Genomic DNA, 19,992 nt, shown 5'->3' with positions numbered 1-19,992 from the left:
TGGTACAATCCGCGGCCTAATTACGTGCGGTATTCGACAATAGTGTCGAGTGGCGGCACGCTAGCCCGAGGAAGTGCCATGAAAGCCGATATCCATCCAGCGTACGAAACCATCGAAGTTACCTGCAGCTGCGGCAACAAGTTCGAAACCCGTTCGAACCTGTGCAAGCCACTGGGTACTGACGTATGCAACGAGTGCCACCCGTTCTACACCGGTAAGCAGAAGACTCTGGACACCGGCGGCCGTGTACAGCGCTTCGCAGATCGCTTTGGTGCTTTCGGTGCCAAAAAGGCCTAAGGCCGATCAACTTGGGAGGCCGTTACGGTTTTTCCATGCTGATGAAAAAGGCGTCCCTTGTGGGCGCCTTTTTTGTGCCCGGGATTTGGCTGTCGGCCGCGCAGGCCGAGGCCTACTGCCCGGCGCCGACGGCGCTGGCCCAAGTCGAAGTGCAACGCGTGGTGGATGGCGATACGGTGCACCTCAAGGATGGTCGCCGTGTACGCATGATCGGCCTCAATACGCCGGAGACCGGCAAGCGAGGCCGCACCGACGAACCTCTTGCCGTCGCCGCGCGCCAGCGCTTGCAGGCATTGGTGACGGCCAGTGGCGGGCGAGTCGGTCTGGTGGCGGGGCGCGAGAGCAAAGACCGTTATGGACGGACCCTGGCTCACCTCTATGGTGCCGACGGTGAGAACCTGGAGGCGCAGTTACTAGCCGAGGGGCTTGGGTTTCAAGTCGGTGTGGCGCCCAACACCGATCTGGTCGCTTGCCAGCAAGCCGCCGAAGACGCCGCCCGCCGGGCGCGGCTGGGCCTATGGCGGCAATCACCCGTGCAATCGGTAACGCAACTCACGCGATCCGGCTTTGCCCTGGTCAGCGGCCGGGTGAGCAAGATTGAGCGCAATCGCGGCGGAATCTGGATTGAATTACAGGGCGCACTGGTATTACGCATTGCACCTGATCAAGCCCATCAGTTCGATAGCGCCCTGCTCAATGGTCTGCAAGGCCGGACCATCGAGGCGCGAGGCTGGTTGCAGGATCGCTCCAGGCGCGGCGCTGTGAAAAGCAGTCAGGCGCGCTGGCTTCTACCCTTGACTGACCCCAGCATGTTCAAATTGGCATCTTGAGAAAAAATTGTAGACATTTTTAATGTCAATTGTGAACAGTTAAGCCCTTGTATCCCGTGGCTCTTGGCCGAAAGTCGTAGCGTACGGCCCTTGACACCTGTGACTGCCCAGTCTTGTGGGGGCTTTACGACACGAGTATCCTCGGCGGTCCGTCGACCAACAGTAAAAGCGGAATGCCGATATGTCTGATTTGAAAACTGCCGCTCTCGAATATCATGCCCATCCTCGTCCAGGAAAGCTGAGTGTAGAGCTCACCAAAGCCACTGCCACCGCCCGCGACCTGTCGCTGGCCTACAGCCCAGGTGTTGCCGAGCCCGTACGTGAAATCGCCCGCGATCCCGAACTGGCGTACAAGTACACCGGCAAAGGCAACCTGGTTGCAGTGATTTCCGATGGCACCGCGATTCTTGGCCTGGGTAACCTCGGCCCATTGGCGTCCAAGCCAGTCATGGAAGGTAAGGGCGTGTTGTTCAAGCGCTTCGCCGGCATCGACGTTTTCGACATCGAAGTCGATTCCGAAAGCCCGCAGGCTTTCATCGACACCGTTAAGCGCATTTCCATCACGTTCGGTGGCATCAACCTGGAAGACATCAAGGCACCTGAGTGCTTTGAGATCGAAAAGGCCTTGATCGAACAATGTGATATCCCGGTATTCCACGATGACCAGCACGGCACCGCGATCGTTACTGCGGCCGGCATGATCAACGCCCTGGAAATCGCCGGCAAGACCCTGGCTGATGCCAAGATCGTTTGCCTGGGCGCCGGCGCTGCGGCCATCTCCTGCATGAAGTTGCTGGTGAGCATGGGCGCCAAGCTGGAAAACATCTTCATGGTCGACAGCAAGGGCGTGGTTCAGTCCGAGCGTACCGACCTGAACCAGTACAAGGCGATGTTTGCCCACGCTACCGACAAACGTACCCTGGCTGACGCCCTGAACGGTGCAGACGTGTTCGTTGGCCTGTCCGGCCCGAACCTGCTGAGCGCCGAAGGCCTGAAGTCCATGGCGGCCAACCCGATCGTGTTCGCCTGCTCCAACCCGGACCCGGAAATCTCCCCGGAACTGGCGCACGCCACCCGTAACGACGTGATCATGGCTACCGGTCGTTCGGACTACCCGAACCAGGTCAACAACGTACTGGGCTTCCCGTTCATCTTCCGTGGTGCCCTGGACGTTCGCGCCAAGCGCATCAACGAAGAGATGAAAGTGGCTGCTGCCAACGCCCTGCGTGAACTGGCCAAGCTGCCGGTACCTCAGGAAGTGTGTGACGCCTACGGCGGCATCAAGTTGGAATTCGGCCGTGAGTACATCATTCCCAAGCCAATGGATAAGCGCCTGATCACCCTGATCTCCGATGCCGTGGCCAAGGCCGCCATCGAGACTGGCGTGGCAACCCTGCCGTATCCGAAGCACTACCCGCTCAAAAGCGTGGATGATGTGTTCAACGGCTAAGCCGTTGTAGCGCATCAACAAAAAGCCCCGGCTCTCGCGAGTCGGGGCTTTTTTGTGGCTCAAAGGTGGAGTTGTAAGTCGCCGTTTGTAGGAGCGAGCTTGCTCGCGAAAAACGTCAACGATTACGCGTGTTGCCTGAATAAACGCGGCGTCTATGAGTTTTTCGCGAGCAAGCTCGCTCCTACAAAGTCTTCATGGCCAGCCCCTCATGGGTTAGAACAGATCGATCGGCGCGCCTTCATCCGCCGGCAGTGGGCTGCCTGGGGCGACGCCATTACCCAGCTCGTTGACCGACGGCGGCGTGTCTTCGCTCTTGAACAGTTCGAAGTACGCATTCGGCGTGCTAGGCGAGGCCGCACGGCCGCTGATCGGATCGATCCGCAGGCTGAGGATGCCTTCCGGTTCGGCTTGAGTGTGCAACGGCTTGTCCTTCAAGGCGGCGCCCATGTAGCTCATCCAGATCGGCAGCGCCACGGTACCGCCGAACTCACGGCGGCCCAGGCTTTCCGGCTGGTCATAGCCCGTCCACACGGTGGTCACGTAATCAGCGTTGTAGCCTGAGAACCAGGCGTCCTTGGATTCGTTGGTGGTACCGGTCTTGCCCGCAAGATCCGCACGGCCCAAGGCCAGCGCACGACGGCCGGTGCCCTTCTTGATCACGTCCTCAAGGATGCTGTTGAGGATGTAGGTGGTGCGGCCATCCACCACGCGCGGCGCAACGGCAGGTGCCTGAGGTTCGGCCGGTGCCGCAGTGCTGGCGACGGGCGCAGCCCCTGGGGTTGGCTCGATGGTGATACCGCCATTGCCGGGGGCCGCGATGCCGTCCGGGGCGGCCACGCCATTGACGACATCACCCGGCACGCGTGGTGGGTTGGCAGTGAACAGGGTGTCGCCATTGCGGCTTTCGACCTTGTCGATCAGGTATGGCGTGATCTTGTAGCCACCGTTGGCAAAGGTGCTCCAGCCGGTAGCGATCTCCATTGGCGTAAGCGTGGCGGTGCCCAGGGCCAGGGACAGGTTCGGTGGCAGGTCCGACTTGTTGAAGCCAAAGCGCGTGATGTAGTCGATCGTCTTGCCGACGCCCATTGCCTGCAGCAGGCGGATCGACACCAGGTTACGCGACTTGTACAACGCCTCGCGCACGCGGATCGGGCCGAGGAAGGTATTGGTGTCGTTCTTCGGGCGCCAGACCTTGTCCAGGTACTCGTCGACGAACACGATCGGTGCATCGTTGACCAGGCTGGCGGCGGTGTAGCCGTTGTCCAGCGCGGCGCTGTAGATAAATGGCTTGAAGCTCGAACCCGGCTGGCGCTTGGCCTGAGTGGCGCGGTTGTAGTTGCTCTGCTCGAAGGCAAAGCCGCCGACCAGGGCGCGGATTGCACCGTTCTGCGGGTCCAGGGATACCAGCGCGCCTTGCGCCACCGGCACCTGGCTGAACTTGAGGCTGTCATCCTTCTGGCGTTGCACGCGGATCAAGTCACCCACCTGAGCCACGTCCGACGGTTGCTTGGGCATCGGGCCCATGCTGTTGGTGTTCAGGAACGGGCGCGCCCACTTCATGCTGTCCCACGCCACATGTGCTTCGCCGGTGCGCGTCAGGACTTGCACGCCATCTTTCTTCACCTGGGTGACGATGGCCGGCTCCAGGCCGCTGATCGTGCGTTGCTTGCCCAATTCTGCGGTCCAGGCGCTCAGGGTCTTGCCGGGCAGGCGCGACTCGGGGCCACGGTAGCCGTGACGTTGATCGTAGGTGATCAGGCCCTCATGTACCGACTGGTTGGCGATTTCCTGCAGGTTGCTCGGCACGGTCGTGGTGACGCGGAAACCTTCGGTATACGCGTCGCTGCCATAACGGCCGACCATTTCGGCACGGGCCATTTCGGCGATGTACGGAGCGTTCACTTCCGGCGTCGGCACGTGGTAACTGGCGTTCAGCGGCTCGGCCACGGCACTTTCGTAAGCGGCCTGGTCGATCTTGCCCAGCTTGTACATGCGGCCCAGGATCCAGTCGCGACGCTCTTTGCTGCGCGCCGGGTTGGCCAGAGGGTTGAAGCGCGACGGGGCCTTCGGCAGGCCGGCAATCATGGCCATCTGCGCCAGGCTGGCGTCACGAATCGACTTGCCGTAGTAGACCTGGGAAGCCGCCTCGATCCCGTAGGCACGGTTGCCCAGGTAGATCTTGTTGACGTACAGCTCGAGGATCTCGTCCTTGGTCAACTGACGTTCGATTTGCAGGGCCAGCAGGATCTCGGTGGCCTTGCGCGAAAAACTGCGCTCGCTGGTAAGGAAGAAGTTCTTCGCCACCTGCATGGTGATGGTGCTGCCACCGGATTGAATGTGTCCGCTTTTGACCAGCTGTGTGGCCGCACGTACCAGGCTGCTGGGGTCGACACCGTAGTGGTTGGCGAAATTATCGTCTTCCGCCGACAGCAGCGCGCTGATGAAATTGGGTGGAATGTCGGCGAAACGGATAGGGGTGCGGCGCATTTCGCCGAACTCCGCGATTAGTTTTTCATCGCTGCTGTAGACCCGCAAAGGAATCTGCAACTGGATACTTCTGAGCGCCTCTACGGAGGGCAAACCCGGACTAAGGTAGAGGTAGGCACCGCTGAGTACGAGCAGCAGCCCGCAGACGATCGCGACAATGGAGTACCCGAAAAACTTCAGCAGACGAATCAAGGCTTTTGGATTTCCAGAGAAAAGAATGGGTTACGCGTCGGGGCATGCATGGCAAACGATGGATCGACCCGAGCTGCAGATAAAAAGCGGGAAAAAACGCTGGGCATTAAAGCATTTTCGGCTTGGGGCGTCATTCGCGCCACTCAAACAAGTCGACCGAATGCATGAACGCCGGCGGTAACCAGAGGGTATGACTGCCGGTATGACCGGCAAAGTTTTGGGGAGTTTTATGAAAAAGGGATTTTTCAGGCGAAAAGTCGACACCGTCCTCGGCGTCGATATTCATGACAGCGGCATCAAGCTGGTCGAGCTGAACCGTTCAAGCGCCGGCTATACCGTCGAGGGCACGCCACGCAGGCACTGCCGGCGCATGCGGTGGTCGACGGCACATTGCTGGACCTTGACGGCATAGGGCAGGCGCTGCGCCAGGCTCTGGTGCGGTTGCGGACATCGGTGCGCCAGGCCGCGGTCGCCGTGGTTGGACCGTCGGTGATCACGCGGGTGATCGAAATGGACGCGGGGCTCAGTGATGAGGAGATGGTCTGGATGATCCAGATGGAGGCCGACCAATACATTCCTTACCCATTGGACGACGTGGCTATCGACTTTCAGGTGCGTGGCCCTTCGGCGCAAGACCCGCACAGGGTCGAGGTGTTGTTGGCGGCCTGTCTCAAGGAACAGGTCAAGGCGCGCGAAGCGGTCCTGGCCCTTGCCGGGCTTGTCCCGCGGGTGGTGGATATCGAGGGATTTGCATTGGAGCGTGCGAGCCGTCAGGATTTCGCCAGCTTCATGCCGGGTCATCGAGTCGATGGTGCACAATGGGCCGTGGATGCCCAGGCGCTGGGAGTGGCTTGCGGGTTGGCCCTGAGGAGTTTCGCTGAATGACACGAATCAATCTTTTGCCTTGGCGCCAGGCGCTGGCACAGCGGCGGCGCAAGTATTTGCTGATGCTGCTGTTGGCGTTCGCCTGTGTGGCATTCGCTGCGGTGTGGTTGGCCGATCAGGTGATCGACCGGGCGATAGACCGGCAAGTGACGCGCAATCAACATTTGGGCAAGGAAATCGCCGCTCAGGACGCGCGTATCAAGACCATCGACGAGTTGCAGGAGCGAAGCCAGCAATTGGCCGAACGCATGAAGGTTGTGCAGGATCTGCATGACGCTCGATCTTCCAGTGCCCAGCTGTTTGACCAGTTGGCGCGTGCAGTGCCGGATGGCGTCCGGCTGCATGAAGTGCTGGCGAACGGCGATACCATCAGCGTCAGCGGCAGTGCTGAAACCAGTGAAGACATCGCCCAGTTGATGCGCCGCCTGGAAGCCTCCCAGGGCACGCATGCCACGCGGCTCCAGCGGGTACGTGCGGATGCCGGGAGTGGCGACAATGAGTTCCAATTGATGGTGCGTCAGGGGGAAACCACCGAGGCGCAACCATGAGCCTGCCCAGGCTCGACTTTTACGCACTCACTCACAACGTTGCAACATGGCCCTGGCCTGGTAAGGCCCTGCTCGCCTGCGCATTGGCTGGCCTGCTGCTGGTGGTGGGAGACGCCTGGCTCCTGAGCCCCTCGCGGGAGCGATTGCGCGTACTTGAGGCGCGGGAAGCGGCACTGCAACAGCAGTTGGCGCAACGAGCGGACCTGGCTGCCGGCCTGGAGGAACGTGCCCATCAGTTCAGCGCGATGGAGCACAAGGCAGCGGTGGTGCTTGGGGCGATTCCCGGCCAGCCCGAGATGCCTGGCTTGCTTGAAGACATCACTCGCCTGGCGGCGAGCAATGGCTTGGTGGTGGAGGGGATCACGGTTCTGGATGAGCAGCCGCGCGCGTTTCTCATTGAACAACCCCTGCAGATCGGCGCCAGTGGGGCTTACCACGACCTGGCGATGTTCGTGGCGGCCTTGGGTGGGCTGTCGAGGATTTTGACTGTGCATGATGTTGCGCTTCGCCCGGATGGCGCCTTGCTGCATCTCGAGCTGCTGGCCAGAGCCTATCGCGGCGAATCGCGCGGCGAGCTGTCGCTCGATCCTGAGGCTCGTCTTGCCTACGACTCATCAGCCCGGCGCGATCCGTTCCAGCCTTCCACCTTGCCGGACGATTGGGTCTCCGGTCAGCCGGCGCTTGCGCCTGATCCCGCTCGTAGCAGGGGGAAGCTGGAAGGGTTGGCCACCGATCAGTTCGAAATGGTCGGCACGCTGTCCCGTGGCGGACAGGTCTTTGCCTTGCTACGGGCCGCGTCAGAGGTCTATCGACTGGCGGTGGGCGACTACCTGGGGCAGAACCATGGCCGGGTCAGGGCTATTCATGAGGGTCATATCGAACTTGTCGAGCTATTCCCCGATGGACAGGGTGCATGGCTGGAGCGTCCACGAACCTTGAAGCTGAACGTCAACTCATAACGGAATCAATCAATGAAAAGGACTTTCTCGTCCTTCGGTGTGGCGCTATGGATAGCGTTCACGACACCGATGGCTGCTGCTGTGCCCAATCGCCTGGACTTGATCCAGTTGCCCCCTCCCGAGGAGATCGCTTCGGATGCGTATTCCGGCGAGAAACTGAACCTCAATTTCCAGAACATCGAACTGCGCGCAGTGCTGCAACAAATTGCCGACATTGCCGGCCTCAATCTTGTGGCCAGCGACGAAGTGCAAGGCTCGATCACCTTGCGGCTCAAGGATGTGCCCTGGGATCAGGCGCTCGACCTGATATTGCACAGCAAAGGCTTGGATAAACGGCTGAAGGCCGGCGTATTGCTGGTCGCTCCTGCCGATGAGTTGGCTGCTCGCGAGCTGCTGACGCTGGAGTCGCGCAGGCAGATGGCTGAACTGGCACCGTTGCGTCGAGAGTTGTTGCAGGTCAACTACGCCAAGGCGGCAGACCTGGCCAAGCTGTTCCAATCCGTCAACGGGCTCGAAGGCACTACCGATGAGCGTGGTTCGGTTGCGGTGGATGACCGCACCAACAACATCATTGCCTACCAGACCGGGGAGCGGCTGGAGGAGTTGCGGCGCATTGTGGCGCAACTCGATGTTCCGGTGCGGCAGGTCATGATCGAGGCACGGATCGTCGAGGCCAATGTCGATTACGACAAAAGCCTGGGCGCGCGTTGGGGCGGTGGGCTCAGTCGGGGGAACTGGGGCGCCGGCGGTATTCGCAAACCGCTGCCTGAAGGTACCGAGCCGCCGCAAGAGCCACCCACGTCGCCCTTTGTCGACCTGGGCTCGCTGACGGGGACGTCAGGCTTGGGTATCGCTTATATCACCGACAACCTGTTGCTGGATCTTGAGCTGACGGCCATGGAGAAAACCGGCAACGGTGAAATCGTCTCTCAGCCTAAAGTGGTGACCGCCGACAAGGAAACTGCGCGCATCCTCAAAGGCACCGAGATTCCCTATCAGGAATCCAGCTCCAGCGGCGCTACCTCGGTGTCGTTCAAGGAGGCTTCGTTGTCCCTGGAAGTGACCCCGCAAATCACTCCGGACGACCGGGTCATCATGGAGGTCAAGGTCACCAAGGATGAGCCGGACTATCTGAACAAACTCAACGATGTGCCGCCTATCAAGAAAAACGAGGTCAATGCCAAGGTGTTGGTCAAGGATGGCGAGACCATCGTGATTGGCGGGGTTTTCTCCAATACCCAAAGCAAAGTGGTAGATAAAGTGCCATTTTTGGGCGATGTGCCGTATCTTGGCCGCCTTTTCCGGCGCGATGTGCTGGCGGAGAAAAAATCCGAGCTGCTGGTATTCCTGACTCCGCGTATTATGAATAACCAGGCGATTGCTGTGAGTCGTTGATTCTGTGCGAAATTTGATTCTTGTAGGACCGATGGGGGCTGGAAAAAGCACCATCGGCCGTTTGCTGGCCAAAGAGCTGCGCCTGCCATTCAAAGATTCCGACAAGGAAATTGAATTGCGCACGGGTGCCAATATCCCATGGATCTTCGATAAGGAAGGCGAGCTGGGCTTTCGCGACCGCGAGCAGGCGATGATTGCCGAACTGTGCGGCTGCGACGGCGTAGTATTGGCCACCGGTGGTGGCGCCGTGATGCGCGATGAAAACCGCCGTGCGCTGCATGCCGGTGGCCGGGTGGTCTACCTGCATGCCTCGGTGGAGCAGCAAGTAGGCCGCACCGCTCGCGACCGCAATCGCCCGTTGCTGCGCACAGCCGACCCGGCAAAGACCCTGCGGGATTTGCTGGCGTTGCGCGATCCGCTGTATCGGGAAATCGCCGATCTGGTGGTGGAAACCGATGAACGGCCGCCCCGGATGGTGGTGCTCGACATTCTTGAGCGCTTGCAACGGCTGCCACCCCGTTAAAGCCAGGCCCGAAATGCGCTATTCTCGGCGGCGCGTCATTTCCTTCCAGGGTGTGGCGTAGAGCCATCAGTCGACGTCGGATCTTGACATCAGCGGACGTCAATACATCTTCAACGCGGGGACACATGCAGACACTTAAGGTCGATCTAGGCGAGCGCAGCTACCCGATCCATATTGGCGAAGGTCTGTTGGACCAGCCGGAGTTGCTCGCACCGCATATTGCCGGGCGGCAAGTGGCGATCATCTCCAATGAAACGGTCGCGCCGTTGTATCTTGAGCGTCTGAGCCGCAGCCTGGCGGCGTACTCGGTGATCTCCGTGATTTTGCCTGACGGCGAAGCCCATAAGAACTGGGAAACCCTGCAGTTGATCTTCGATGGCCTGCTCACTGCACGCCATGACCGGCGCACCACTGTTATCGCCCTGGGCGGCGGCGTCATCGGCGACATGGCCGGCTTTGCAGCCGCCTGCTACCAGCGTGGCGTGGATTTTATCCAGGTGCCGACCACCTTGCTGTCGCAGGTCGATTCGTCGGTGGGTGGCAAGACCGGCATCAATCATCCGCTGGGCAAGAACATGGTCGGCGCGTTCTACCAGCCGAATGCCGTGCTGATCGACACGGCGACGCTGAACACCTTGCCGCCGCGAGAGCTATCGGCCGGCCTGGCGGAGGTCATCAAATACGGGCTGATCTGCGACGAACCGTTCCTCACCTGGCTGGAAGAACACGTCGATGCCTTGCGCAATCTTGACCAGGTGGCATTGACCGAAGCGATATCCCGCTCCTGCGCCGCCAAGGCGCTGGTGGTCAATGCTGATGAGCGCGAGTCCGGTGTACGTGCCACGTTGAACCTGGGCCACACCTTCGGCCATGCGATCGAGACACACATGGGCTATGGTGTGTGGTTGCATGGGGAAGCCGTAGCGGCTGGCACAGTGATGGCGTTGGAAATGTCGCAACGCCTGGGCTGGATCAGTGCCCAGGAGCGTGATCGTGGCATCCGCCTGTTCCAGCGTGCGGGTTTGCCGGTCATCCCGCCTGAGGAGATGACCGAGGCGGACTTCCTCGAACATATGGCGATAGACAAGAAAGTGATCGACGGTCGACTGCGACTGGTATTGCTGCGCCACATGGGCGAAGCGGTGGTGACCGACGATTATCCGAAAGAGATTTTACAGGCCACGCTGGGAGCGGATTACCGCGCCCTGGCCCAGCTGAAAGGTTAATAAGATCCCGATGACTAGTTTGCATGCCGACGAGGCGTTCCTCGGCCATTACCATCTAAGCCATGACCCTTTTGCTCCACGGGTGCCTGGTTTCAAATTCTTCCCGGCGCAGCGCAAGCCGGTGCTTGGTCAGTTGCATCACCTGGCACGCTACAGCCAGCTGTTGCTGGTAGTGACGGGCCCGTTGGGCAGCGGCAAGACCTTGCTGCGCCAGGCGCTGGTAGCCAGCACCAACAAGCAGACGGTGCAGAGCGTGGTGGTGTCGGCCCGTGGAGCCGGTGATGCGGCGGGCGTGCTGCGCCAGGTGGCCCAGGCGCTGGACGTGCCTACCGCCGAGCCGAACGCGATCCTCAAGCAGGTGGTGCAACTGGGCCTGACCGGTCAGGAAGTCTACCTGTTGGTGGATGACGCCGAGCAGCTCGACGAGTCCGCCCTGGAAGCGCTGCTGGCGCTGGCCGCGGGGACACCCGAAGGTCGTCCCCATGTGTTCCTGTTTGGTGAGTCGTCGTTGATCGCCGATCTGGAGCAGATCAGTGGCGATCAGGAACTGTTCCACGTCATCGAATTGCAGCCCTACGAGGAAGAGGAAACCCGCGAATACCTGGCTCAACGTCTCGAAGGCGCCGGGGCCGGTATCGAACTTTTCTCCGCTCAACAGATCTCTGATATTCACGAAAGCTCCGACGGCTGGCCAGGCACCATCAACCAGGTCGCCCGGGATGCCATGATCGAAGCCATGATTGCCAGCCGCTCTGCGGTTAAGCGTCCAAAGATGGGGTTCACTATGCCTAAGAAGCACGTATTGGCTATTTCCGCCGTTGTGGTGGTCGCCGTAGCCGCCGCCTGGTTGATTCCAGGCCGTAGCAAGGCCCCCGCCACTGCCGGCGCGCCAACTGAGCAGGCGCAACTGCCACTGGGCAAGCCCACGCCAAACGTCGAGTTCGCCAACTCTGGCCAACCGACCAATCTGCCGATGGTTGGCCAGCCAGTGATGCGCGGGCCACTTGCCGAAGAGGCCGGTGGTATCTCCGAAGGCGACGACGGCGTGCCGGTGGAAGGTTCCAGCGCCACACCTCCGACCGTGACCACGACTGCACCGCCGGCGGGCGTGCCAGCGGGCCAGCCGGCTGCGGTTGCCAAGCCGACACCGACACCGACCCCGGCTCCGACCGTGGCCACGGCCAAACCAGCCCCCGTGGCCAAGCCTGTAGCACCCGCTCCGGCTGCCAAGCCTGCGCCAGTGGCCAAGCCGGTCGAGAAGCCTGCCGCCACCGTTGCCAAGGCAGCCCCGGCCGCAGCCGGCAGCAGTTGGTACACCAGCCAGCCTGCTGGCCACTTCGTGGTACAGATCCTGGGCACCAGTTCCGAAGCCAACGCCCAGGCGTTCGTGAAGGAGCAGGGCGGCGAGTACCGTTATTTCAAGAAAGTGCTCAACGGCAAGCCTCTCTATGTGATCACCTACGGCAGCTTCCCAAGCCGCGCCGCAGCTGATTCTGCTATCAAAGCCTTGCCAGCGAAGGTTCAGGCTGGTAAACCTTGGCCTCGCACTGTTGCCAGCGTCCAACAGGAACTGGCGGCAACTCGCTGAAGATCCGGTGGCCTTACCCAGGCCGCCCTCCCGGCACCTCAAAAAATAACCGCAAGTGCGTGCAGTTCCTCCCGGGACCGCGCGCTTTGTGGTGTCTGCGTCACAGTAGCTTTTGAGTCGTAGCGGTCAGAATTAAAAAAGTTTTGACTAGCACAGCATATCGCTTTAAACCTTTCATAAATGCGACATAGATTTGCGACATTTCGTCGCTAAATTTGTGAGCGTCTGTGTCGGTGTGTACAATGACCTCCCTTTTGCCCCCGCTAAGTCGGCGTACGTTCGACGTGGAAGGTAACCGGTTGAATTGAAAAGAAATTTGCCTCGATATAAGAGGCAGCCTGGTGAGAAAGTGTCTATGAAAGCAGGTCTGTACCAACCCGATGAATTCAAGGATAACTGCGGTTTCGGCCTGATAGCCCATATGCAGGGCGAGCCCAGTCATACCCTTCTGCAAACGGCCATCGAGGCCCTGACCTGCATGACCCACCGCGGTGGGATCAACGCCGACGGTAAAACCGGTGACGGTTGCGGCCTTCTGATTCAAAAGCCCGACCAGTTCCTGCGCGCCGTCGCCAAAGAGCAATTTGCAGTCGACCTGCCCAAGCAATACGCCGTGGGCATGGTGTTCTTCAACCAGGACCCGGTCAAAGCCGAAGCCGCTCGCGAGAACATGAACCGCGAGATCCTGGCTGCCGGCCTGCAACTCGTCGGCTGGCGCAAGGTGCCGATCGACACCAGCGTACTCGGCCGACTGGCCCTGGAGCGCCTGCCACAGATCGAACAAGTGTTCATCGCAGGCGATGGCCTGAGCGACCAGGACATGGCGATCAAGCTGTTTACCTCGCGTCGTCGCTCGTCGGTGGCCAACGCCGCCGACACCGATCACTACATCTGCAGCTTTTCCCACAAGACCATCATTTATAAAGGCCTGATGATGCCGGCGGACTTGACCGCCTTCTATCCGGACCTGAGTGATGAGCGCCTGCAAACCGCAATCTGCGTGTTCCACCAGCGCTTCTCTACCAACACCCTGCCGAAATGGCCGCTGGCCCAGCCATTCCGCTTCCTCGCCCATAACGGCGAGATCAACACCATCACCGGCAACCGCAACTGGGCCGTGGCCCGTCGCACCAAGTTCGCCAACGATCTGATGGACCTGGAAGAGCTCGGCCCGCTGGTCAACCGCGTGGGCTCCGACTCCTCGAGCATGGACAACATGCTCGAACTGATGGTCACCGGCGGCATCGACCTGTTCCGTGGCGTGCGCATGATCATTCCGCCTGCGTGGCAGAACGTCGAGACCATGGACCCGGACCTGCGTGCGTTCTACGAGTACAACTCGATGCACATGGAGCCGTGGGACGGCCCGGCCGGCGTGGTCATGACCGACGGTCGCTACGCGGTGTGCCTGCTCGACCGTAACGGTCTGCGCCCGGCGCGCTGGGTCACCACCACCAACGGTTTCATCACCCTGGCGTCGGAAATCGGCGTGTGGGACTACAAGCCGGAAGACGTTATCGCCAAGGGCCGCGTAGGTCCTGGCCAGATCCTGGCCGTGGACACCGAAACCGGGCAGATCCTCGACACCGACGCCATCGATAACCGCTTGAAGTCTCGTCACCCGTACAAGCAATGGCTGCGCAAGAACGCCCTGCGCATCCAGGCGACCATGGAAGACAACGACCACGGTTCGGCTTTCTACGACATCGACCAGCTCAAGCAGTACATGAAGATGTACCAGGTCACGTTCGAAGAGCGCGACCAGGTGCTGCGCCCGCTCGGTGAGCAAGGCTACGAGGCCGTTGGCTCCATGGGCGACGACACGCCGATGGCCGTGCTGTCGCAACGTGTGCGCACGCCGTACGACTATTTCCGCCAGCAGTTCGCCCAGGTGACCAACCCACCGATCGACCCGCTGCGCGAAGCCATCGTGATGTCCCTGGAAGTGTGCCTCGGTGCCGAGCGCAATATCTTCCAGGAATCGCCGGAGCACGCCTCCCGCGTCATCCTCAGTTCGCCTGTGGTGTCCCCGGCCAAGTGGCGCTCGTTGATGACCCTGGACCGTCCGGGTTTCGACCGCCAGATCATCGACCTGAACTACGACGAGAGCCTCGGCCTTGAAGCCGCTGTGCGCAACGTTGCCGACCAGGCCGAAGAGGCTGTGCGCGCCGGTCGCACCCAGATCGTACTGACCGACCGCCACATTGCGCCGGGCAAACTGCCGATCCACGCTTCGCTGGCTACCGGTGCGGTACACCACCGCCTGACCGAAAAAGGCCTGCGCTGCGACTCCAACATCCTCGTGGAAACCGCCACAGCCCGCGACCCGCATCACTTCGCGGTGTTGATCGGTTTCGGCGCCTCGGCGGTGTATCCGTTCCTGGCCTACGAAGTGCTGGGCGACCTGATCCGCACCGGTGAAGTACTGGGCGACCTCTATGAGGTGTTCAAGAACTACCGTAAGGGCATCACCAAGGGCCTGCTGAAGATCCTGTCGAAGATGGGCATCTCCACCGTCACCTCGTACCGCGGCGCTCAATTGTTCGAAGCCATCGGTTTGTCCGAAGAAGTCTGCGAACTGAGCTTCCGTGGCGTGCCAAGTCGTATCAAGGGCGCGCGCTTCGTCGACATCGAGGCCGAACAGAAAGCCCTGGCCACCGAAGCCTGGAGTGCGCGCAAGCCGATCCAGCAAGGCGGCCTGCTCAAGTTCGTGCACGGTGGCGAATACCACGCCTACAACCCGGACGTGGTCAACACCCTGCAAGCCGCCGTGCAGCAGGGCGACTACGCCAAGTTCAAGGAATACACCGCGCTGGTGGACAACCGCCCGGTGTCGATGATCCGCGACCTGTTCAAGGTGAAAACCCTGGACACGGCGATGGACATCAACGAAGTCGAACCACTGGAATCGATCCTCAAGCGCTTCGACTCCGCCGGTATTTCCCTGGGCGCCTTGTCGCCTGAGGCTCACGAAGCCCTGGCCGAAGCCATGAACCGCCTGGGTGCGCGTTCCAACTCCGGCGAAGGCGGTGAAGACCCGGCGCGCTACGGCACGATCAAGAGCTCGAAAATCAAGCAGGTGGCGACCGGCCGTTTCGGCGTGACCCCGGAATACCTGGTCAACGCCGAAGTGCTGCAGATCAAGGTAGCCCAGGGCGCCAAGCCCGGTGAGGGCGGCCAGCTGCCGGGCGGCAAGGTCAACGGTCTGATTGCCAAGCTGCGTTATGCGGTGCCGGGCGTCACGCTGATTTCGCCTCCGCCGCACCACGACATTTATTCAATCGAAGACTTGTCGCAGCTGATTTTCGACCTGAAACAAGTCAACCCGCAGGCCCTGGTCTCGGTGAAACTGGTGGCAGAAGCCGGCGTGGGCACCATCGCTGCCGGTGTGGCCAAGGCCTATGCCGACCTGATCACCATCTCCGGCTACGACGGCGGTACCGGTGCTTCGCCGTTGACTTCCATCAAGTATGCGGGCGCTCCATGGGAACTCGGCCTGGCTGAAACCCACCAGACCCTGCGCGGCAACGACCTGCGCGGCAAGGTGCGGGTACAGACCGACGGTGGCCTGAAGACCGGCCTTGATGTGATCAAGGCGGCGATCCTCGGCGCCGAAAGCTTCGGCTTCGGTACCGCGCCGATGATTGCCCTTGGCTGCAAATACCTGCGCATCTGCCACCTGAACAACTGCGCCACCGGCGTGGCGACGCAGAACGAGAAGCTGCGCAAGGATCACTACATCGGCACCGTCGACATGGTGGTGAATTTCTTCACCTATGTGGCCGAAGAGACCCGTGAGTGGCTGGCCAAGCTGGGCGTGCGTTCGCTGGAGGAGCTGATCGGGCGTACCGACCTGCTCGAAATCCTCGAAGGCCAGACCGCCAAGCAGCATCACCTGGACCTGACGCCGCTGTTGGGCAGCGATCACATCCCGGCCGACAAGCCGCAGTTCTGCGGTGTGGACCGCAACCCGCCGTTCGACAAGGGCCTGCTGGCCGAGAAGATGGTCGAACTGGCCGCTTCGTCGATCAATGACGCCAGCGGTGGTGAGTTCGCGCTGGATATCTGCAACTGCGACCGTTCCATCGGCGCACGCATCTCCGGCGAAATCGCGCGCAAGCACGGCAACCAGGGTATGGCGAAAGCGCCGATCACCTTCCGCTTCAAGGGCACGGCAGGCCAGAGCTTTGGCGTGTGGAACGCCGGCGGCCTGCATATGTACCTGGAAGGCGACGCCAACGATTACGTGGGCAAGGGCATGACCGGCGGCAAGCTGGTGATCGTTCCGCCCAAAGGCAGCGTCTACAAGACCCAGGACAGTGCCATTGTCGGCAACACCTGCTTGTACGGTGCCACGGGTGGCAAGCTGTTTGCCGCCGGTACCGCCGGCGAGCGTTTTGCCGTGCGTAACTCGGGTGCCCACACCGTGGTGGAAGGCACTGGCGATCACTGCTGCGAGTACATGACCGGGGGCTTCGTCGCGGTATTGGGCAAGACCGGTTACAACTTCGGTTCGGGCATGACCGGCGGCTTCGCCTACGTGCTCGACCAGGACAACACCTTCGTCGACAAGGTCAACCACGAGTTGGTCGAGATCCAGCGGATCAGCGGCGAAGCCATGGAGTCCTACCGGAACCACTTGCAACACGTGCTGGACGAGTACGTTGAGGAAACCGGCAGCGAATGGGGTCGTAACCTCGCCGAGAACCTCGATGACTACCTGCGTCGTTTCTGGCTGGTCAAGCCCAAGGCTGCCAACCTGAAATCGTTGCTTTCCAGCATCCGTGCCAACCCGCAGTGATATGCGCCTGAAGAGTTTGATGAGGTTTTAACATGGCTGAACGTCTGAATAACGACTTCCAGTTCATCGATGTCGGGCGCAAAGATCCGAAGAAGAAACTGTTGCGTCAACGCAAGAAAGAGTTCGTGGAAATCTACGAACCCTTCAAACCCCAGCACTCGGCCGACCAGGCCCATCGCTGCCTGGGTTGCGGTAACCCGTATTGCGAATGGAAGTGCCCGGTGCACAACTTCATTCCCAACTGGCTCAAGTTGGTGGCCGAGGGCAACATCCTCGCCGCCGCCGAGCTGTCGCACCAGACCAACACCCTGCCGGAAGTGTGTGGCCGGGTGTGCCCGCAAGACCGTCTGTGCGAGGGCGCGTGCACCCTTAACGATGGCTTCGGCGCAGTGACTATCGGTTCGGTGGAGAAGTACATCACCGACACCGCGTTCGCCATGGGCTGGCGTCCGGACATGTCCAAGGTCAAGCCGACCGGCAAGCGTGTCGCCATCATCGGTGCCGGCCCTGCTGGCCTGGGCTGCGCCGACGTGCTGGTGCGTGGCGGCGTGACCCCGGTGGTGTTCGACAAGAACCCGGAAATCGGCGGCCTGCTGACCTTCGGCATTCCCGAGTTCAAGCTGGAAAAAACCGTACTGAGCAACCGTCGCGAAGTGTTCACCGGCATGGGCATTGAGTTTCGTCTCAATACCGAAGTCGGCAAAGACGTGACCATGGAGCAGTTGCTCGAAGAATACGATGCCGTGTTCATGGGCATGGGCACCTACACCTACATGAAGGGCGGCTTTGCCGGTGAGGACCTGCCGGGCGTTTACGACGCTCTGGACTTCCTGATCGCCAACGTCAACCGCAACCTGGGCTTTGAAAAGTCGCCGGAAGATTTCGTCGACATGAAAGGCAAGAAGGTCGTAGTGCTGGGCGGTGGTGACACTGCGATGGACTGCAACCGTACGTCGATCCGCCAGGGCGCCAAGTCGGTGACCTGTGCCTATCGCCGTGACGAAGCCAACATGCCGGGCTCGCGCAAAGAGGTGAAGAACGCCAAGGAAGAAGGCGTGAAGTTCCTCTACAACCGCCAGCCGATTGCGATTGTCGGTGAAGATCGCGTCGAAGGCGTGAAGGTGGTCGAGACGCGTCTTGGCGAACCGGACGCCCGTGGCCGTCGCAGCCCCGAGCCGATCCCGGGTTCCGAAGAGATCATCCCGGCCGACGCCGTGGTCATCGCCTTCGGTTTCCGTCCAAGCCCGGCGCCGTGGTTCGAGCAGTTCCAGATCCAGACCGACAGCCAGGGCCGCGTCGTAGCCCCGGAGCAGGGCCAGTACAAGCACCAGACCAGCAACCCGAAAATCTTCGCCGGCGGCGACATGGTGCGGGGCTCCGACCTGGTGGTCACCGCGATCTTCGAAGGCCGCAACGCCGCCGAAGGGATCCTGGACTACCTGCAGGTCTAATGATCGTTCCCACGCTCTGCGTGGGAATGCCGTCAGGGACGCTCCGCGTCTGCTCTGAAGCGTGACGCGGAGCGTCACAGGATGCATTCCCACGCGGAGCGTGGGAACGATCATATCCGCGACAAATTGACCCGATAGATAAAAGGCACGGCGCATTCCGTGCCTTTTGCGTTGCGCTCTGAGAAAATGCCCGCACTTTTTTTGCGGATGCCGACATGACTGCCCTCAAGAACGACCGTTTCCTTCGTGCCCTGCTCAAGCAACCCGTAGACGTCACACCTGTCTGGATGATGCGTCAAGCCGGTCGCTACCTGCCGGAATACCGCGCCAGTCGCGCCAATGCCGGCGACTTCATGAGCCTGTGCATGAACCCCGCGTTCGCCTGCGAAGTCACGATGCAGCCGCTGGACCGCTACCCGGAACTCGACGCGGCCATCCTCTTTTCCGATATCCTCACCATCCCCGACGCCATGGGCCAGGGCCTGTACTTCGAGACCGGTGAAGGTCCGCGTTTCAAGAAAGTGGTCAGCACCCTGGCCGACATCGAAGCCCTGCCGATTCCTGATCCGCACAAAGACCTCGGTTATGTGATGGACGCCGTCAGCACCATCCGCCGCGAGCTCAATGGTCGCGTGCCGCTGATCGGCTTCTCCGGCAGCCCGTGGACCCTGGCTACCTACATGGTCGAAGGTGGCTCGTCGAAAGACTTCCGCAAGACCAAGGCCATGCTCTACGACAACCCGCAGGCCATGCACCTGCTGCTGGACAAGCTGGCGCAGTCGGTCACCTCCTACCTTAACGGCCAGATCATGGCCGGTGCGCAAGCGGTGCAGATCTTCGACACCTGGGGCGGCAACCTGTCGGCGGCGGCGTACCAGGAGTTCTCCCTGGCCTACATGCGCAAGATCGTCAGCGGCCTGATCCGTGAGCATGAGGGTCGCAAGGTGCCGGTCATCCTGTTCACCAAGAACGGCGGCCTGTGGCTGGAAAGCATCGCCGATGCAGGCGCCGATGCGTTGGGCCTGGACTGGACCTGCGACCTGGGCGAAGCCCGTCAGCGCGTGGGCAACCGCGTTGCGCTGCAAGGCAACATGGACCCGACCGTGCTCTACGCCAAGCCGGAAGCGATCCGCACCGAAGTCGGGCGCATCCTGGCCAGCTACGGCAAGGGCACCGGCCACGTGTTCAACCTCGGCCACGGCATCACGCCGGAAGTGAACCCGGAGCATGCCGGCGCGTTCCTGCGTGCGGTGCACGAGTTGTCGGCGCAATATCACGAGTAACACACAAAAAATGTGGGAGGGGGCTTGCTCCCGATAGCGGTGGTTCAGTTACAAATACTGAAACTGACACACCGCTA

At 61.0% G+C, this 19,992-nt stretch carries 13 protein-coding genes and 2 pseudogenes; 13 read left to right on the top strand and 2 right to left on the bottom strand.

Annotation, left to right across the window (positions count from 1 at the left end; translation table 11 throughout):
* The first annotated feature begins 78 nt into the window (after positions 1–78).
* From rpmE to ACQRBT_RS07150, 3 genes are all read left to right on the top strand, one after another.
* Positions 79–297 (top strand): 50S ribosomal protein L31, encoded by a 219-nt coding sequence (gene rpmE, locus ACQRBT_RS07160; protein WP_010213765.1) that lies wholly within the window; start codon positions 79–81, stop codon positions 295–297.
* 35 nt (positions 298–332) lie between these two features.
* Positions 333–1,127: a thermonuclease family protein gene (locus ACQRBT_RS07155; protein ID WP_412046573.1), complete on the top strand. Its 795-nt coding sequence runs from the start codon at positions 333–335 to the stop codon at positions 1,125–1,127.
* 181 nt (positions 1,128–1,308) lie between these two features.
* A complete protein-coding gene (locus ACQRBT_RS07150) occupies positions 1,309–2,577 on the top strand; it encodes a malic enzyme-like NAD(P)-binding protein (RefSeq protein WP_060755208.1) in 1,269 nt (422 codons plus the stop codon).
* A 213-nt stretch (positions 2,578–2,790) separates the two neighbouring features.
* On the opposite strand, the gene ACQRBT_RS07145 is transcribed toward ACQRBT_RS07150, so the two are convergent.
* Both ACQRBT_RS07145 and ACQRBT_RS07140 read right to left on the bottom strand, forming a co-directional pair.
* Positions 2,791–5,253, bottom strand: coding sequence for a penicillin-binding protein 1A (locus ACQRBT_RS07145; protein WP_411985341.1), 2,463 nt, complete (start codon positions 5,251–5,253; stop codon positions 2,791–2,793).
* A gap of 133 nt (positions 5,254–5,386) precedes the next feature.
* The gene (locus ACQRBT_RS07140) at positions 5,387–5,542 is read right to left on the bottom strand and encodes a hypothetical protein (protein WP_427851667.1); all 156 of its coding nucleotides are present in this window, start codon (positions 5,540–5,542) and stop codon (positions 5,387–5,389) included.
* Here ACQRBT_RS07140 and pilM point away from each other — a divergent pair.
* The 10 genes and pseudogenes from pilM to hemE all read left to right on the top strand — a co-directional run bounded on the left by pilM (position 5,486) and on the right by hemE (position 19,915).
* Positions 5,486–6,141 (top strand): annotated as a pseudogene (pilM, locus tag ACQRBT_RS07135) (type IV pilus assembly protein PilM). The gene ACQRBT_RS07140 and the pseudogene pilM sit on opposite strands and share 57 nt — an antisense overlap.
* Positions 6,138–6,689, top strand: coding sequence for a PilN domain-containing protein (locus ACQRBT_RS07130; protein ID WP_412046574.1), 552 nt, complete (start codon positions 6,138–6,140; stop codon positions 6,687–6,689). Before pilM ends, ACQRBT_RS07130 begins: the two are co-directional and overlap by 4 nt.
* On the top strand, positions 6,686–7,648 hold the full coding sequence (locus ACQRBT_RS07125; protein WP_412046575.1) for a pilus assembly protein PilP: 963 nt from the start codon (positions 6,686–6,688) through the stop codon (positions 7,646–7,648). The genes ACQRBT_RS07130 and ACQRBT_RS07125 overlap by 4 nt, the downstream gene beginning before the upstream one ends.
* 138 nt (positions 7,649–7,786) lie before the next feature.
* Positions 7,787–9,043: pseudogene (locus ACQRBT_RS07120) on the top strand (type IV pilus secretin PilQ); the annotation flags it as partial.
* Positions 9,044–9,047: 4 nt separating this feature from the next.
* The gene (gene aroK / locus ACQRBT_RS07115) at positions 9,048–9,566 is read left to right on the top strand and encodes a shikimate kinase AroK (protein WP_003187914.1); all 519 of its coding nucleotides are present in this window, start codon (positions 9,048–9,050) and stop codon (positions 9,564–9,566) included.
* A 125-nt stretch (positions 9,567–9,691) separates the two neighbouring features.
* Positions 9,692–10,792: a 3-dehydroquinate synthase gene (gene aroB / locus ACQRBT_RS07110; RefSeq protein WP_060755203.1), complete on the top strand. Its 1,101-nt coding sequence runs from the start codon at positions 9,692–9,694 to the stop codon at positions 10,790–10,792.
* 10 nt (positions 10,793–10,802) lie between these two features.
* Positions 10,803–12,380 carry an AAA family ATPase gene (locus tag ACQRBT_RS07105; RefSeq protein WP_412046576.1) on the top strand — a complete coding sequence of 526 codons (1,578 nt, stop codon included), beginning with the start codon at positions 10,803–10,805 and terminating at the stop codon, positions 12,378–12,380.
* A gap of 355 nt (positions 12,381–12,735) precedes the next feature.
* On the top strand, positions 12,736–17,181 hold the full coding sequence (gene gltB, locus ACQRBT_RS07100; protein ID WP_060755200.1) for a glutamate synthase large subunit: 4,446 nt from the start codon (positions 12,736–12,738) through the stop codon (positions 17,179–17,181).
* Between the two features lie 32 nt (positions 17,182–17,213).
* Positions 17,214–18,632, top strand: coding sequence for an FAD-dependent oxidoreductase (locus ACQRBT_RS07095; protein WP_060755199.1), 1,419 nt, complete (start codon positions 17,214–17,216; stop codon positions 18,630–18,632).
* 215 nt (positions 18,633–18,847) lie between these two features.
* Entirely contained in the window at positions 18,848–19,915 is a 1,068-nt protein-coding gene (gene hemE, locus ACQRBT_RS07090; RefSeq protein ID WP_060755197.1) for a uroporphyrinogen decarboxylase, read from the top strand.
* Positions 19,916–19,992: the final 77 nt, after the last annotated feature.

It is taken from the genome of Pseudomonas sp. R19M, assembly GCF_050312585.1.
In the GTDB taxonomy this organism is placed as follows: Bacteria; Pseudomonadota; Gammaproteobacteria; order Pseudomonadales; family Pseudomonadaceae; genus Aquipseudomonas; species Aquipseudomonas palleroniana.
The sequence above is the reverse complement of the archived record's forward strand: the minus strand, read 5'-3'. Positions and strand labels throughout refer to the sequence as shown.